Source organism: Hydrotalea flava, from assembly GCF_001623405.1.
GTDB lineage: Bacteria > Bacteroidota > Bacteroidia > Chitinophagales > Chitinophagaceae > Hydrotalea > Hydrotalea flava.
Window position 1 is genome coordinate 44622 of record NZ_LUHG01000013.1, and the last position, 16685, is coordinate 61306.

Here is a 16685-nt window from a genome sequence, read left to right on the forward strand (position 1 = left end):
ATGAAAAAGATATTGCTATTAATATTCATATGCCAGGTGTTTTTAACAGTACATAGCCAGGTATACCTGACTAGAACAGGATTTATTGGCTTTTATTCTAAAACACCATTTGAAGATATCAGGGCCGAAAACAACCAGGTATATGCCGCTATTGATACACGTAATAAAGATATTGCCTTTGTTTTACTGATGAAAGGTTTTGTCTTTACAAAAGAATTGATGCAGGAACATTTCAATGAAAACTATGCTGAAACAGACAAGTTTCCTAAAGCCAATTTTATTGGAAAATTTTCAGGTAATGCCGATTTCTCAAAGGATGGCGTTTACCCGGTTACTGTAAATGGCAATCTTACAATTCATGGAATAAGCCACAATATACAAATACCCGCAACCCTGCAAATGAAAGCGGGTAAGCTTACAGGGCATGCACAATTCTACATAAAACCTGAAGAATTTAATATCCGCATCCCTTCTATAGTAAGAAATAAGATTGAAGAAAAAATGAATATAATAGTTGATATTTCCTGTACACCAAAATAAATAATAATATGAATATAAGTAAAATTTTCCTGTTTATTTTTTTGTTCAGCATTTGTAAAAATTTACAAGCACAGGACACAACATTTTTGTCGATGTTAAACGACTCGGTAGCTGCGCATGCAAAAACTACTTATGTTACCGGAACTTTCAAAGGCAACCATATAGTAAATATGCAAACGGTAGAATCGCCGGCTAAAGGTGCTATGTATTTTCTTATCATGCACAGGTTTGGCGCATTAAACAGTGGGGCTTATAATTTATTTGGATTGGATAATGCAACACTTCGTCTGGGTTTTGACTATGGGATTACTGACCTTCTTTCTGTGGGTGTTGGTAGAACTTCATTAGATAAAGCTTTTGATGGTTACATAAAATATAAATTTTTAAGACAAACCGATGGCAGCAATAAAAATCCGGTAACCGCAGATCTACTGTTGGGGATATCGAACTACACCCAACGTTACCCTGATAAACCCTATTTAGATGCCAGCTATCGTACGGTATATAATGCACAATTGTTAGTAGCAAGAAAATTTAACAAATTTTCATTACAAATAGTACCCACTTTCCTCCATTATAATTTAGTACCTACGGCGCAGGATGCAAATAACATCTTTGCACTTGGCTTGGGGGGGCGAATAAAACTAACTAACAGAATGAGTATTACAAGCGAATACACTTATCTACCACCAAATCAAGTGGTATCTATGACTGTATATAATTCGCTTTCTTTTGCGTGGGAAATAGAAACCGGAGGGCATGTTTTTCAACTGGTATTCTCTAACTCGCAGGGAATGACAGAACCTTACTACATTACCCGCACTAACGGGAGCTGGGCAAATGGAGACATTTATTTTGGATTTAATATTTCAAGAAATTTCAATATAACAAAACATGCAAAATTAAAATAACGTATATTTTCTACAACCAGATTCCAACACCTAAGCGCAATTGTATAAAAGGCGAAAAAGCTATTAATAATATTTTCACCTTTTCACCAAGTAGTACAACCTTTTAACCTTTTGATTACTTACATCAAAAAAATACAAACATCTTAGTTTAATAGACAACGAACTGATTATTCTGTTATTAAAAGCAGGATGAATGTATAATAAGCTACTATTTAAATTGGTGTACCTCATACCACAATATGTACAAATTAAACCAGAATAGGGCAAGGCAAAACTCCGGTAGAATATTTAGCAAGTATTGCACAACGTAAAACGGTTATTCGGCATCAAAAAACGCCTTACAAGTTTTTTCAGGTTAGTTATGAAAAGTTATACTTTGCAACAATTGATAATAGATTAAGAGCGCCCTGAATGAATGCACATAAAAGTTAAAGAGAGTTAAAAAGGTACTCAAAAAAATTTACCGGTTCAAAGTAATGAAACCAATATCGGCACAAAATATTTGGTTATAAAAACTATTGCATGGCATACCCCCAAACAAACTTCTTTAACTTTTGCTAAGCAACCATTGCCCATATAAAAGACAGGGCAATAATGGAAAAGTTGTACAATAAAAAAAGAACAGTGGCAGCCCCTGCATGCAGCAAGCACCAAATTAACGCATTGAAGATATAGAATATATATACAAAATTAGGCATACAAAGTTGCATACATGTAAAAAGCTATCGCAATAACCGCTTAAATAAACGGAATTTGAAGCGAAACTGTTGCAAATTAAAAGTGAGGGCAAGCGTAAAACATATTTTTGGATGTATGACCCATAATATGACCCGGATGTATTTGCAATACAGCAACTTTACAACAAACACAACCGGCATAAACATAATGAAACTTACCTACTACAACCTGTTCAGGCTGATTTAGTTAAACGACGTAGTAGAAAATCGGGAGAAGCAGTGTGTCAGATCCTTAACAGGAGCACATAAAAGCAAAAAAGAGATGAAAGCACCATTTTAGAAATAATAAGTCAGCCAATTTTATCAACGAAAATCATCAAAAAATTACCCGAAATTAAAATCAGTTTTGAAAAACAGGGTTATTAGCGATGCCATGAAGTAATGAATTGCAGCAGTATTTTTAAAATATATAAATGTTTTTTTTAAATAAACCATTCATTACTACCTATTTATTTAATAGCTGTAACTTTCCCAAAATCTACATTGAATACTACACCTGGCTGAATTCCTAAGCCATTACTTGCAACATTATTTATTTTTCCGCTCAGATTAAAAATACCAAGTTCAGGAATAATACCAATTACTGAATTTAGGTTAGTAGATAAACCAATACTGCCCCCAATTACGTTAACATAATTATTATCATTACCTCCCTCAGCACTTGGTATAACTGTTTGTAAAAGCCTACTATTAAATGTAATAGAAGTAATGCTATTTAATTGCCGGGTTATGGAGAATGCTACTCCGGGTGACTAAGCTGATTTATGATTATTTAATATTTTCAAATAGGCATAACCGCCTCCGGCAATTACTGCAATTTGGTATGGCGCAGTAGCATTGGTTAATCGTAGCTTTGCATCTATAGCACTGCTTAAAGTTGGGCCTATGGTTGACCACGGTAATGGAACAGTACAAAGTCTGTAACCGATATCTAAATTCTTCGAAATTCCTAAACGCAACCCTGCGTGTGCTAAAAAAGGTGTGAAATTAGTGGTTGCCGGATTTTTAATGAATGTTACCTGGCCACCTGTACCACTGATAAAAACAAAATCTTTGGGTTGTACTGTAGCAGCGGTACCAAAATTTAACACCCATTGCGCATGTGCTTCTACCACTATGCAGCATAAAATTAAAATCAACAAATTTTTATTCACTGTTATATTATTTATTTTTCATTCTTATTTTTACCTATGAAGGTAGGTAAACATAAATGTATAACAGGGATAAAAAACGTTTATAATTACTAAGTAATAAAATAAACAACTAAATAATTGTCTATACTATTTGCCCTAATTTAGTTTGAGCAGTTATATATATAACAAAATGATACCGAATAATGGTAAAGCAACTAATTGCTAATCTTTTGCGGGTGTAATCACAATATTCCGAAATTCAATAGGTCCATGATCGCCCTGAAAATAAATAGGGCCTGGATTTTCTTCCTTACTATCTAATGCGCCTCCGGTAATGCCGGGTATTTCGCGATTACAAATTACTTTTACGCCATTGGCCACCACTGTTACCATTCTTCCCACCAAAGTAATATCAAACGACTGCCACTCGCCGGGCGATTTGGCCACCATTTCGCTCGGTGCAATAAACCCGTAAATAGCACTGAATAAACCTACAGCGGGTTCTTTGCCTTTACTGTCTATTATCTGCACTTCATACCTTCCGCGCAAATACACGCCGCTATTGCTTTCTGCCGGATAACGAAATTCAACATGCAGTTTAAAATCTTTAAATACTCTATCGCTTACTAAGTTAGCACCCGAATGCGGACTTTTCAATACGCCATTTTCCACTACCCATTGGTTTTTACCCATGGCATGCCAGCCACTCAGGTCTTTCCCGTTAAAAAGTTGAATGGGTTTTCCCCAAACAAAGGGTTTATCCCGATGCAAACTGGGCGCACGATGAGCAGTCCAGGTAAAATTTTCTCCTTCACTGCTTACCCCTGTTCCTACCAAACTATCGCCCTGTAAAGTACCTTCTATGGATAAATATTTATCAGATGGCTCCCATTGTGGCGGAATGGCAAAATGCATGGTATTGTTTTCAAAAAACACTTCCGAAATAGGGCGGGCACTACCGCCGGGGCCCACAAACTGCCCCACTAAGGTTTTAAATCCTGAATGGTATACGCCCAGCCAGGAAGGCAATGCCTTACCGTTAACTTGTAATACCATATCCCATTTACCTTCTAATGGAGAACCTTCCGGTGGCATTACCTGTGCATGCGTTACTATTTGCATACAAAACAACAAAATGGTTAAAAAGGAGTACTTTTTCATAAGTGTGTTGGTTAATGAAGTTTGGAATACAACAGGCAATAGCCCAAATGGCCTATGGCTGCAAACTAACATGAAATTACAGTTTTTGAAGCAGTTAGAAAAAGATTCGTGATTAAAACTATTTACTTATGTTAACGTAATATCTTTTACATGCGCATACTTTCAGAAACCCAAAGCCAACTTTGAATTACATTAAAATATGAAGCAATGAAATTACAATTCCTTTTGTTCCCCGAGGGTTAGATGTACAACAAGAAAATATTACAATTTGAACCGTAAGTGTCAATACCTTCTATGCCACTATTGATCACCTGCAAGGCATTACAGCACAAAATAAAAAAACAACTTTTACAAGATTAATTTTTTTGAACGATATGATGGAATTGCAGGGGTGTGAGGGCGGAGCAATTTTTAGATGAATATTGTTACCGGTACCAGCAAGCTACTAAAAAACTACGGCGTAGGCACAGCCTTACGCCGAGTGGCTTCTTTTACTATTTGTAACTTGCAAACTATGCCGAGTATGGGGTTAGATGTACAACAAGAAAATATTACAATTTGAACCGTCAGTATCAATACCTTCTATGCCACTATTGTTCACCTGCAAGGCATTACAGCACAAAATAAAAAAGCAACCTTTTACAAGATTGATTTTTTTGAACGATATGATGGCAGTGCCGGGGTTGTGAGGGCTGAGCAATTTTTGGATGAATGTTGTTACCGGTACCAGCAAGCTACCAAAAAACTACGGCGTAGGCACAGCCATACGCCGAGTGTGGTTTTATTGTTTTGATGTTGATATACTAAGCTGAGAGGGGTTTTTGGTAGGAATTAGAGGATATGATACAACCAAAATAATAAAGCCAATCTTTTGCAAGATTACCTGTTGAAAGTTTTGAGTGGCGGGTATAGATGATTGGGATAGTTGCTAAAAGCTACCAAAAAATTACAGCCTAGGCACAACTTTTCCCTCCTCTGGCGGTGCCATACGCCAAGGGAAAATCTTGATATTGGATAAACTACGCTGAGGCAAGGGCAACAACATTACGGATCAGGATATTGCTGATATGTGGATTCATGAATCATTTGCCAATTATGCCGAAGCATTGTATGTGGAATGTCAGTACGGTAAACAGGCCGGGGAGGATTATGTCATTGGCTGCAGGCGTCTCATCAGAAATGATCGTCCCATTATCGGACATTATGGTGTGAATGATGAAGGATCAGAGGATATGTATTACAAAGGGGGTAATATGCTGAATATGATCAGACATATAATCGGGAACGACTCACTTTGGCGTGCTATTTTAAGAGGATTGAATCAAACCTTCTGGCATCAGACGGTTACATCCCGGCAGATTGAACAATACATCATCCAAAAAAGCAAAAGTGATCTGCAGCCTGTGTTTGATCAATATTTGCGTACCACACAGATTCCTGAACTGGAATATGTATTCAGGAATGATACACTATGGTATCGCTGGACAAATGTAATTCCGGATTTTCACATGCCAGTAAGGGTTTTTACTGGCAATCATCCGCTCGTATTGCATGCCACAACCAACTGGCAGCAGATCACATTACCGGTAAGTGGAGTGGATGTATTAAAGATTGACAGAAACTTTTATGTAAATAGCAGAAAGCTTACCCAAATGTAAACAGAAATATCTGTTTCATTTAATCCCGCTGAACCAGTGCTGTGCATTCCTCCCAATCACAGGTATGGGTTTCATGCTGCCGTTAATGGCTGCAATCAATCCCATGAGCCAGAGAATCAGCAATCCGATGTAGAGAAATATCATCAATACACCTATTATCCAACCCAGTACAGGAATAAGAACCAACATCATTTGTGCAATCCAGATGCAGATTCCTATGATATACAATCCAATCGTCTGCCTGAGGTGAAATGCGCCCAGTTCCGATTTTTCATTATTATGCATGACGTAGGCGATTACCCATCCGATGATAGTCAGGTAACTCAGGACGGATACCATTTTTCCGTTTTCGGAAGTAGTACTCTGGGTGGAATGTGTCTGTTCCATGGAATATTATTTTAAAGTTAACAATACATGCTCCTGATATATTATATTTCATGTGCTTGTGTAATGCCATGCAGCGTGTTATCACTTATGCATCAGATAAACAATATTATCTCCAAATTGTTGTATGAAGAATTATTCCATCCTTTTTATTTTGAATGAGCTGCTTACTTTGTAGAGATGAGTTGGTAAAGATTCTACTTCATTACCATTATCAGTCAATATACCCGAAAATGTACCGACCAGGAAGTCGCCGTTTTTTTTCGGATAACTTGTTACAATAACCTGCCCCTGCTTACCAATCAAGACAATATTATTGTCAACGTTGAGGTCTATTCTCGCATTTTTTTTAGGATCCTCATTTTTATTTGAAAAAACAAATGTTCCTGTGCCTGATGGAGTAATGCGAATATTCATAGTGAGGAAGAATGATTTGTTACCTGTTACCGCATCTCCTGAAAAGCCAAAATCGGTATAGCCTTCATCTGATGCCTCGCTAAACCCCAACGGGGAGCCGTTTTCCATCGAGAAAGTGAACTCGCCTGCAGGAACAGCAAGGTCGTTGGGCTGCTCCGGCTGGATGGTTAACACCACTTTTCCCATATCTAATGATGGTTGGGCATTCACGGAAAAATAAGTGAGCAATGATAAAATGTAAACGACTGATAATATTCTTCTTTTCATAGCAATAAAATTTATAGTTTGTAATTTATTTTCCCATCATGCTGTTGATATCGTTCCAATTTATTTTATTGATCACATCCTTAACCTTATCTGGTCTTCCTTCTATGTGTGCACACAAATTCTGCAATACATCACACTTGATTGATTTTACACCATTCAGTGTGGCGGCGGAAGAGGTAAAAGGTTTTTCAAACATGGGCTGCCAGTTGTTGTAGGAATCTTTGGGTTGGTAATTGCCAAACAGAATAGTTGCAACGGACGCAGGGCTATTGAAAAAATAGCCTTTGTAAGTAAGCTCATAGGCATGACGATCGGGAGGCTCCTTATTTATCAGCAGCCCGGCATAGAAAGCCCCCGGCACCTGTAGGGTAGATTGAGGAATGAGTGAATGTTGTCCGCCATCTTCCATGCCTGTTGTCACATGGTAGGGATTAATACCGAAGTGAACTAACACGATTGTTCCTTCGGTGAATGCTGTGGTATTCTTCAGATCTTCTTTTTGCAGAGCATCCATATCCTGCTCATTTACACTTTTTTCCATCCGGTGTATCCATTCTTCTTTCCATTGCCGCCATAGCATCAGAGAATCTTTATTTACCACTATGATGAAGGCGAGATGATCTTCAGTTGGTGGTCTTTTTTCATAGGGGGTAGCTTCCCAGTTCGCATAGCTGATAAAAATAAAAGGTGGTCCATCATTATATTCATCGGTTAACTGATATACCAGCCATCCATTTTGTTTGGCTGTTTTTTGTAAAAAATCAGTAATCTCATTGCGCATTTTTCTTTGAAAGGCAAGGCCTTGTTCAATAGCGCCGTTTCCTTTTCGAACTTCCCATTCGTCGGCCTGTGAAATGGATGTTGCATTAGGACATGGCGCCGACCAGTAGTTGCAAGGATAGCTCTGGCTGTTTGCACTATGTGCAATAAAAATAAAAATGAATACAAGAAAAGTTGACATGAAATCTTTCATACAAGTTTTATTTAGCGGTAGCCGTTTTCAAAATAGGCACATTAGATAAAAGGTATTTCAGATGTATATATTCTGTTTTTTTGATTTTGATAACCCGTTTTTTTTATTTTAATTTTTCTACTTTAATTGTGATACTTCCCTGTAAAGCACCATTAATATCATTTTCCTGAAAAATATTTAGTGGCGTTTCAGATTGATTATTAAACGTACCGGTAAACTGAAGAAAATTTCCCATAATAGAAGGGTTATCCTTCATGGGAGGAAGACCATAAGCTGATGGATTGAATTGGGTTCCTCTCATACCTTCCACAAAGGCGCTGTCTGCTTTTGAATGTTGCAATGGCGAGTTACTCATTTTTGTAAATAAATCCCCCCTGCCACGTTCTTCCATGATTTTTTGCAGTTTCAGCATATCTGATTTTCCCTGTGCAGTATGCCAGTAGTTCGCATCTTTAGCATGTGCTTTTATTTGTTCCACTTCAGCCAATTCTTGGTATTCTTTTGTTTTGCTTTTTTTGGCAACATTCTTTTCAATATCATAAAAAAGGTTTTGAACAAGATGAGAAGTAAATCCTGGTAAATCCACAACTCCATCTTTAACCCTGTAAGGTTCACTGCTAATCCATCCGTTTTCAGAAGGAGAAAATGTATCGAAAGCAATTTTAGCTGGTGTTGTTCCTTTCTTATAAATGTTGCCAATATTCAACGTAAACGGGATGGTATAGTCGTATTTGCCAATAAGTTTCATGTGCCTTGTAGATGCAGATAGTACATGCACAGGCATATTTCGTGTACCATCCACTGCTTTCAATTGAAATGTTCCATCCGCATAGGAAATTAATTTTGTAATCACTTCTCCACTCAGTTGCCAATGCAATCCATCTGCTCCGGTAATATTCACATTCATGGTTAGTTTATATTTCTCGTCTTCCACCTGTATTTTTAATTCATCATTACCACATTTCAACACATGATAACCTGATTTGCCATTGACTGCCGTATAAGTAAAATCAGGAAAAACAGTTGTTTCACCTTCATTTTTTGCAGTAAAAATTAAAACAGCTTCGCCGGAACTGTTCGTTTTTACGTTGGGATTATTGATGATACCAACTTTGGGTGTGCCTAGTCTTATATTCAATTGCTGGTTCGGTACTGGTTTTTCATCAGCACAATCAAAAATTTTGATATGCACATTTGTAGTTTCACCAATTTTTAAATTAGTTTTATCCGCAGTGGCTTTGAATTTTAGCCCAATCCATTTTTTGCCTCCAGATTCATCTCGTACTTTCTTTTGATAATCCCGAAGTTTATCCAACGTCGGCGAATATGAAGCTATAGCCTGATCAATCAAATAGTCTACTTTACCAAGGTCAGTTGTTGATTGAGTTATTGTTGTGACTATAGTATGCGTGTAGGCATCGTAAATTTTTACAGAAACAGTGTAAGTATAATTAGGACTATTGCCGCTTCTTGAAACTTCACAATAACTGGTAAAATCAATATCCCCTTCCGGACCACCACCGTTGTCCGGAGGCAATTCGTAGGTTTTAATTTTTTGGGCACCAGGACTAAAACCTTGATACACTTTGAATTCATCGGATTGTTGCTTTAAGTAAGCATTGTCAAGCCAGTCTCCGGAGTTTTCTGCTTCAATGTATTTGCCGCCTTCAACTACATTCACGGGGCTATCCGAACGAAAATTCATTTTAGTATCGTACACATAAAGCTTTATTGGAGGACATTTACATTTGTCCTGTGCTATTAAATGAAGGTTTAAAAACCCTAAAATAAAAACCGTAACAAGCCTTTTTAAGAGCATTGGAATATGGATTATTAAAAGAAATCTAATTCGTAAGGAACTCATTACATTTTCACAAACTCCACTCTTCTGTTATTGGCTCTTCCTTCAGGCGTGTCGTTGGTGTCCATAGGTTTGGTATCGCCGAAGCCTTTGGTGGTAAGGCGTGAGGCATCAATGCCCATGCTTACCAGTTGCGCTTTTACTGCATCAGCTCTTTGCTGTGACAAAGTCATGTTATGAGCCGAATTGCCCGTGTTATCGGTATGCCCGTCAATTTCATATTTAAGTGAAGGATTTTTTTGCAGTACGTTGAATATTTGGTTGATGGTACCCATGCTTTCGGGTTTGATGGTGGCTTTATCTATATCAAATAATATCCCATGGGTTACAATTTTGGCATCGGTAGTGGCTGTTTTGTAAATATCAATTCCTCCTGCAGCTATGCGAATGTTTTTGATATAGGTATCTTCATAACCGTTTAAGTTAAAAGTAACATTATTAGGTTTTCCTGTGAGGTTGTTTACATTGATAACGCGGTACTGATCCACATACACTTTGCCCACATTCTTATTCACGGCAATCGCAATATGATGCCAGGTATTGGGCTTTTTCAATATCTCGTTTAATTCTGCAGGGTAATCGGAACTTAAAGTCCACATTACATCACCATCCTGAAACTGGATGCCCGGAGTAATGCCCTCACCACCGGAGTAATATACACGATGGCCAAAATCAATATTCATGTGATTCAGACCCCATTTCGGGTTTTTATAGTCAAATTCTACCGTAAATTGTTCAGGCATGTATTGTTGATTGGTCATGCGGGGCGTAAAGGTGATGGTAGGTCCTGCAATGGTTCGGATGACATTTTCACTATCTATATTTTGTATATCCATTTGCCCTTCAATCAGCGTAAACTGGGAAGGTATTTCACCGGCTTGTTCATCGGTGAGGTTGGATTGAAAAATAATTTTATCACCTGGTACAAAATCGTAATTCTTATATGATTTTAACGTCGGTGCACCTAAAACACCATCCGAAGAAGCGGAAGAAGCATTATTGTCAGTCGATACATTCCTAGAATTACCATTTGAATTAAAAGTTTTGTTATCTTTTTTCAGGGCATCTTTGCTTTTGTCAATAGCTTTATCGGTGGCATCACCGACATCTTTTATTAGATGATCCTCAGCTGTTTGTTGCACTTTGTCTTTTAATTTTTTAAGCAATTGTGCCTGCGTAAGCTGACCATAGACAAGGAACATTAATATTAGCAATAAGCATTTTGACCACTGTGATAAACTTTTCATAACCTTTGGCTTTAAATATTTTTAGCATCACAAAAGAATCTTATTTCGGAATAAATCCCTATCGGATAAATGGATGATTTTTATCCCGCTGTCTATCCTATTTATTGTTTGGGAAATAGCTTAAGATATATTATTACTTAATAATTTATCGCTATTGGTATTTTCTATAAGGGAATATGGAAGATCTATAAAAAGAGATTTTCAAAGAAGCCTTGATATGAACCTCGTTTTTACTGTTTCGATGTAAAACCAAAAAAATTAATTTTCATAATGAGTCAAGCAGTATTAAACTCATGATGGGCGATACCTTTTAGGTGGGTCGTTATTTGGATAAAAGTAATAAGCTATCTGTTTTTTAAGGTCTTTGCCACAGCTTCTGCTTTTGAATTTACATGTAGCTTTTCGTAAATATGCTGAATATGGGTTCGGACCGTACTGATGCTGATAAAATATTTTTCCGCCAATTTTTTATAACTCAGTCCATCCACCAGGGAATTTAAAATTTCATTCTCTCTAGTCGTAAGCTGAAAATCTTCTTTATTAATGGCTGGCCCGTGCTGAAAAGACTGAATGACTTTTCTTGCAATACTGGCGCTTATGGGTGCTCCTCCCTGGTACAGCGAAAGGACAGCTTCTGTAATTTCTTCAGGTGAAGACTTTTTGAGCAGATAGCCTGATGCGCCTGCCTTGATGGCTTCAAATATTTTCTCATCATCATCAAATACCGTAAACATCAAAACCTGTATTTCCGGAAAATTATCCTTGACGGTCCTTACTCCTTCGATACCTGAAATATTCGGCAAGCCAATATCCATCAGGACGATATCGGGCCTCGTCTTCCGGAATTCGCTGACAACATTCATTAAGTTAGAAAGAGAAGTGACACATCCCATTCCTTCAGTTGTTTCAAAAAGTTGGCTGAGGGATTTCCGGAGCGTATTATTATCTTCTATTATGGCTACCTTTATCATAAATTACAAATATGAGAAAAACAGCTGAATAGTAATATCATATATTTATTTGATTTTTATGATAAGGGTAATTTGTGTTCCCATATTCATTGTTGACTTTATAAGAAGGTCTGCATTCATTTCTCCGGCTCTTTTCTTCATCCCTGCCAGCCCGTTCCCCTGCGATGCCAGGTTGGTGTCAAAACCTTTTCCATTGTCCCTTATCAAAATGGTAAGCAGGGAGGCACGGTACGAAACTTGAACGTACGCTTCTGTACAACCTGAATATTTGACCATATTATTAATAGCTTCTTTCATAATAAGGTAGAGGTGCCGTCGGTACTCCATCATGACATGAACCTGTTTTATATTTTCATCTATATCAATGGTATAATTAATTCCTTTTGCCTCAAACATCCTGGCCGCAAAACTTCTTATCCTTACAAACAGACTTTCAAGCGAATCATTCCTCGGGTTAATACTCCATACAATATCGTCCATTGTATCCATCAGCGAAACAGAATTATATTTTATTTCTCTTATCATTTCTTGCCATTCATCATTTTCCCGATTGCGTAGAGCCATATCGCTTAATATAGATATGGAACTTAATGTTGAACCAATATCGTCGTGCAAATCAAGTGAAATCTTATTTCTTAATGTTTCTATTTTCATTAGTTGATTGATACGATACCTATACAATGAATAAAAGAATGTACCAATAAGACAAATTAAAAAACTCAAAAACCACCAGGTACGCCAGAATGGAGGCTGGATACTAAATTGCAATTGCAGTATTTTCTCAGCATATACTCCATTCAAGTTGGCTCCTTTGAGTAGTAAAGTATAATCTCCCGGTGAAAGACTGGCAAACTCAACCTGCCCGATCTTGCCTACTGAATGCCATTCCTTATCCATTCCCTGTAACTGGTAAAAATATTGGTTATTCAGAGGACTATTTAAATCTGTAACTGCCCATTTGAAAACAAGATTGTGGGTAGAATATTTAAAATTCATCCGTTCTGAAAGATTGAATACGTAAGGTTGGTTATCTGCAATGGCTTCTGTTAATTGAATTTGCGGGGCATTTTCGATAGATGCCAACATTTTTACAGGAGAAAAAGAAAACAAATATCGCGGGCTTCCAAAAACAATAGTACCGTTTTTAAGGCAAAGCAAAGTACCGTCGAGATTATTGTCGGGCAATCCATCAGCGACCGTGAAATGCCAGGAGGTTTTCTTTTTTAAATTATAGGCTATCAATCCGTCCTGAGTTGCCAGCCACAGATTCCCAGCGCTGTCAATAGTCAAAGAGGTGATAGGTTTGTCGATTTGCCTGGAGAAATCAATTATTTGGAGCCAGGGACTGTCAACATTCCACTTTAATAAAGAGGATTCTACAAACGAATAACCATATCCTTGATCATATATGATTTGCGAAATGGAAGTTTGCTGACCAAGTTGTTTGACGAAAGGTTTTGAAAACTGGTGTGTATTGCTATCATACAATACGATTCCCTCATCATAGTCACTCATCCAAATATTTCCATGTTTATCCTCAAAAGCATCTGAAATGACCAACGGTTTGGGCACATTGTATTCCGAAATGAAATGATTAAATATTTTTTGAGGCTGCCTGCATGCAGCATCAGTCATCCATATTCCATGCCTCCAGGGAAATAACCACCAGGTTCCCTTTGAATCTTTTAGCAGGTCGGTAATGAAATTCAAGGTATTGAAAGGATTTTTATTCTCCTTCAACCGGTGAAATCGTACAGTATGTGTGAGTACATTGACATCGGCTACTCCCTGTGAAGTGCCGCATCTGAGTGTATTGGCGCCATAGGGCTTTATCATCAGGCAGGAAACCTCTTTGGATGGTAATGAGTTTCCAATTCGGGCTGTTTCATTCAGATGCTCATCAAAGGCGGTAAGAAAATATTGATTGCTACCACCTACCCATATCTTATGATTCCATTCCAGCAGAGAAACCCCCTGGACTGTAATTGGATTAGAAAATGGATGATACTGTATAAAATTCCTTGAAAGCTGATAAAAGTAAATTCCTTGATTAGTACCTATCCATAGCCGGTTGTGATCAGATGTGTAAAGCACCTTGACATTAACTTCCTCAATTGGTTTCTCCGTTGAAGATATAAATTTATTTTCTCGGATATTAAACCATAACGAATTGCCACCCATCATGATACACCAGGAACTATCGTCCTGCCTGGTTTCAGCCATACTAATAATAGGGGCATTTTTACCAAATGGTAATTGATAGGTTATGACTTTCTTTGAAACGGGATCAAATTCTTTCAAGCCGTTATTCCAGGTTCCTATCCATATTTTACCGGTATGGTCTATCACAAAATTAGTAAGCAGTTTTGGATAAAACGGGTCATTGGTTTGGCTAACCTCTTGTCGGAATTGTTGTGTCTTTTCATCATAACTCCATAATCCATTGAAAGTACTTAACCATAACAGCCCTTTTTTATCAAAACTCATATGGGTGATACGATTGTTGAGCACTTTCTCATAATTATTCCCCGGCAACGTTAGCAAAGTCATCTGCTTCTTCCCCTTTTGGTAACAGAACAATCCGGAAGAAGTAGCAGCGAAGATGTTATCATTCGGAGCAACCGCTATGTGGGTTATGATGTCATTCTTAGTTTTATCTCCTTCTGGCAAAGGAATAAGCGTGAATTTTCTGAGTACCGGATTAAAAGAGTGTAATCCATGATTGGTACCCACGCATAACAGACCTTGGTGGTCTTCAGCGATACAATTAATACTATTATCTGTAATGGCATGAACATCGCTCGGATTCTTCTTAAATACTGTAATAGTGGACCCATCCATAAGGTTAAGACCAGCGGAAGTGCCTATCCACATAAACCCCTTTCGATCTTGGTAAATACATTGTACATTATTATCACTCAGTCCATTTTCCTCATCTATTTTTTGCAGAGAGGGACGAAACATCACTTGCGCAGAAAGGATGCTATTGTTTAAAAAATATAGCAGTGCAATTAAAAATATTCTTTTTAAACCTGAGCTACACATATACGATGTAGAGAGTTTAGGTTTTTAATTAACGCGAATTTGAGTCTGTTTTTCAGACAGACATTTATATTTTATCACTATTGTCCGACTAAATTTAGTGTATAAAACCTAAAAGGGCAGTTCCGGAGAACAGCCCTAATTAGTTAAGTTTGAGTTACTACGCTAAAACGTTAACTAATGCATGAAGATAAAAAATTTGTCGGACAGCCGGTAATGTCGCAGATATTGGAAATAATACTCAGTTCTTTGATAAATAAAGCAAACAGAAAACATCAGGCTAACCGGTATTATAAGAGGTTGCCATTACGTATTCATGTTGTAAGCTTGTTATATGGTGTACTTAGTTATTGTAATGGTCTTCGTGAACTATACGAGGGATTACTGGCTTGCGAAGGCAAATTGCTACACCTGGGTTTTGATAATGCTCCTGCCCGAAGCACTTTATCAGATGCCAATACGAGGCGGAGTTACCAGGTTTTTGAAACAATCTATGAAGGATTGCTCAGGCAGTACCATAATTTTATCGCGGACAGCCGGTTGAAAGGGTTAAGTATCAGAAATTTGAAAGTAATTGATAGTAGTACAATTCAATTGTTCAGCGAGATTTTACGTGGTGTTGGTCGTAACAAATTGGATGGAGCAAGAAAGAAGGGGGGCTTTAAGGTTCATGCAATGATGGATGCCTTCAGTGGCGTTACAGAATTTGTACGAATGACGGAAGCCAGAGAGCATGATCGTAAATTTCTCTATCATCTGAAACTGCCTGCAGGTAGTTGGCTGGTATTTGACAAGGCCTATAGCTGTAATTGCTACTACTTAATCTGACAACCGGTTAAATTTAGAGCAGGTTTTTTTAAGGCATATGCGATAAAAATTATTGGTTAAAAGCGGTTGGGTTTTGAGCAACCGCTTTATTATTTTCATCGGTCAGAATATTCCTGGCAGGTTGCTCCTCAGCAGAGCCTGCTTCCGCTTCTTCTGACATGCTAAAGTTAGCGTCTTTTTCCAAGAGTTCATCGATACGTTTTTCTTTGGCTAAATGCACACTGTCAATAAAAGTTTGCATGGGCGTTTTGCCATAGCAGTATTTACCTGAGTGTGTCCGCTCTTCATTGTAGTGTCTTAGCCATTGGTCAAGATCCTGCTGCATTTGATCTACGGAGGTGTATATTTTTTTTCTGAACGCTACTGCATAAAATTCTTCCTGAATGGTGCGATGAAAACGTTCACAGATACCATTGGTTTGAGGGCTGCGGGCTTTCGTTTTTGAGTGTTCTATTCCTTCGATTTGAAGATACAATTCATACTCATGATACTCCGGCTTGCCACAGAATTCGGTTCCACGATCAGTTAAAATCCGCAGCAGTGGCAGTTGTTTAT

Annotated in this window: 13 protein-coding genes and 2 pseudogenes; 4 read left to right on the forward strand and 11 right to left on the reverse strand. The window is 37.7% G+C overall.

The window, feature by feature from the left end; genetic code table 11:
• Positions 1-540: a YceI family protein gene (locus A0F92_RS00520; RefSeq protein ID WP_068240539.1), complete on the forward strand. Its 540-nt coding sequence runs from the start codon at positions 1-3 to the stop codon at positions 538-540.
• Positions 541-632: 92 nt separating this feature from the next.
• Positions 633-1451: a DUF5777 family beta-barrel protein gene (locus A0F92_RS00525; protein ID WP_167516663.1), complete on the forward strand. Its 819-nt coding sequence runs from the start codon at positions 633-635 to the stop codon at positions 1449-1451.
• A 1489-nt stretch (positions 1452-2940) separates the two neighbouring features.
• On the opposite strand, the gene A0F92_RS00530 is transcribed toward A0F92_RS00525, so the two are convergent.
• Together A0F92_RS00530 and A0F92_RS00535 are read right to left on the reverse strand one after the other, a co-directional pair.
• On the reverse strand, positions 2941-3342 hold the full coding sequence (locus A0F92_RS00530; RefSeq protein ID WP_167516664.1) for a hypothetical protein: 402 nt from the start codon (positions 3340-3342) through the stop codon (positions 2941-2943).
• A gap of 201 nt (positions 3343-3543) precedes the next feature.
• The gene (locus A0F92_RS00535) at positions 3544-4482 is read right to left on the reverse strand and encodes a 3-keto-disaccharide hydrolase (protein WP_068240545.1); all 939 of its coding nucleotides are present in this window, start codon (positions 4480-4482) and stop codon (positions 3544-3546) included.
• A gap of 1043 nt (positions 4483-5525) precedes the next feature.
• Here A0F92_RS00535 and A0F92_RS00540 point away from each other — a divergent pair.
• Positions 5526-6140: a M1 family metallopeptidase gene (locus A0F92_RS00540; protein ID WP_262490020.1), complete on the forward strand. Its 615-nt coding sequence runs from the start codon at positions 5526-5528 to the stop codon at positions 6138-6140.
• A 15-nt stretch (positions 6141-6155) separates the two neighbouring features.
• Here the strand turns inward: A0F92_RS00540 and A0F92_RS00545 are convergent, their stop codons facing one another.
• The 8 genes and pseudogenes from A0F92_RS00545 to A0F92_RS15995 all read right to left on the reverse strand — a co-directional run.
• The gene (locus A0F92_RS00545; RefSeq protein ID WP_068240551.1) at positions 6156-6527 is read right to left on the reverse strand and encodes a DUF4870 domain-containing protein; all 372 of its coding nucleotides are present in this window, start codon (positions 6525-6527) and stop codon (positions 6156-6158) included.
• Positions 6528-6659: 132 nt separating this feature from the next.
• Entirely contained in the window at positions 6660-7208 is a 549-nt protein-coding gene (locus tag A0F92_RS00550; RefSeq protein ID WP_167516665.1) for a hypothetical protein, read from the reverse strand.
• Positions 7209-7233: 25 nt separating this feature from the next.
• Positions 7234-8181: a hypothetical protein gene (locus A0F92_RS00555; protein ID WP_068240555.1), complete on the reverse strand. Its 948-nt coding sequence runs from the start codon at positions 8179-8181 to the stop codon at positions 7234-7236.
• 103 nt (positions 8182-8284) lie between these two features.
• Positions 8285-9901: a hypothetical protein gene (locus tag A0F92_RS00560; protein WP_167516666.1), complete on the reverse strand. Its 1617-nt coding sequence runs from the start codon at positions 9899-9901 to the stop codon at positions 8285-8287.
• A 143-nt stretch (positions 9902-10044) separates the two neighbouring features.
• Positions 10045-11289 carry an OmpA family protein gene (locus tag A0F92_RS00565; protein ID WP_068240559.1) on the reverse strand — a complete coding sequence of 415 codons (1245 nt, stop codon included), beginning with the start codon at positions 11287-11289 and terminating at the stop codon, positions 10045-10047.
• A 344-nt stretch (positions 11290-11633) separates the two neighbouring features.
• On the reverse strand, positions 11634-12260 hold the full coding sequence (locus A0F92_RS00570; RefSeq protein WP_068240561.1) for a response regulator: 627 nt from the start codon (positions 12258-12260) through the stop codon (positions 11634-11636).
• 45 nt (positions 12261-12305) lie between these two features.
• The gene (locus A0F92_RS00575; RefSeq protein WP_253809981.1) at positions 12306-15101 is read right to left on the reverse strand and encodes a sensor histidine kinase; all 2796 of its coding nucleotides are present in this window, start codon (positions 15099-15101) and stop codon (positions 12306-12308) included.
• A gap of 21 nt (positions 15102-15122) precedes the next feature.
• Positions 15123-15305: pseudogene (locus tag A0F92_RS15995) on the reverse strand (two-component regulator propeller domain-containing protein); the annotation flags it as partial.
• A 177-nt stretch (positions 15306-15482) separates the two neighbouring features.
• Here A0F92_RS15995 and A0F92_RS00580 point away from each other — a divergent pair.
• Positions 15483-16130, forward strand: a complete 648-nt coding sequence (locus tag A0F92_RS00580) for a DUF4372 domain-containing protein (protein ID WP_068240564.1) — start codon at positions 15483-15485, stop codon at positions 16128-16130.
• Between the two features lie 184 nt (positions 16131-16314).
• On the opposite strand, the pseudogene A0F92_RS00585 reads toward A0F92_RS00580, so the two are convergent.
• Positions 16315-16685 (reverse strand): annotated as a pseudogene (locus A0F92_RS00585) (integrase core domain-containing protein); the annotation flags it as partial.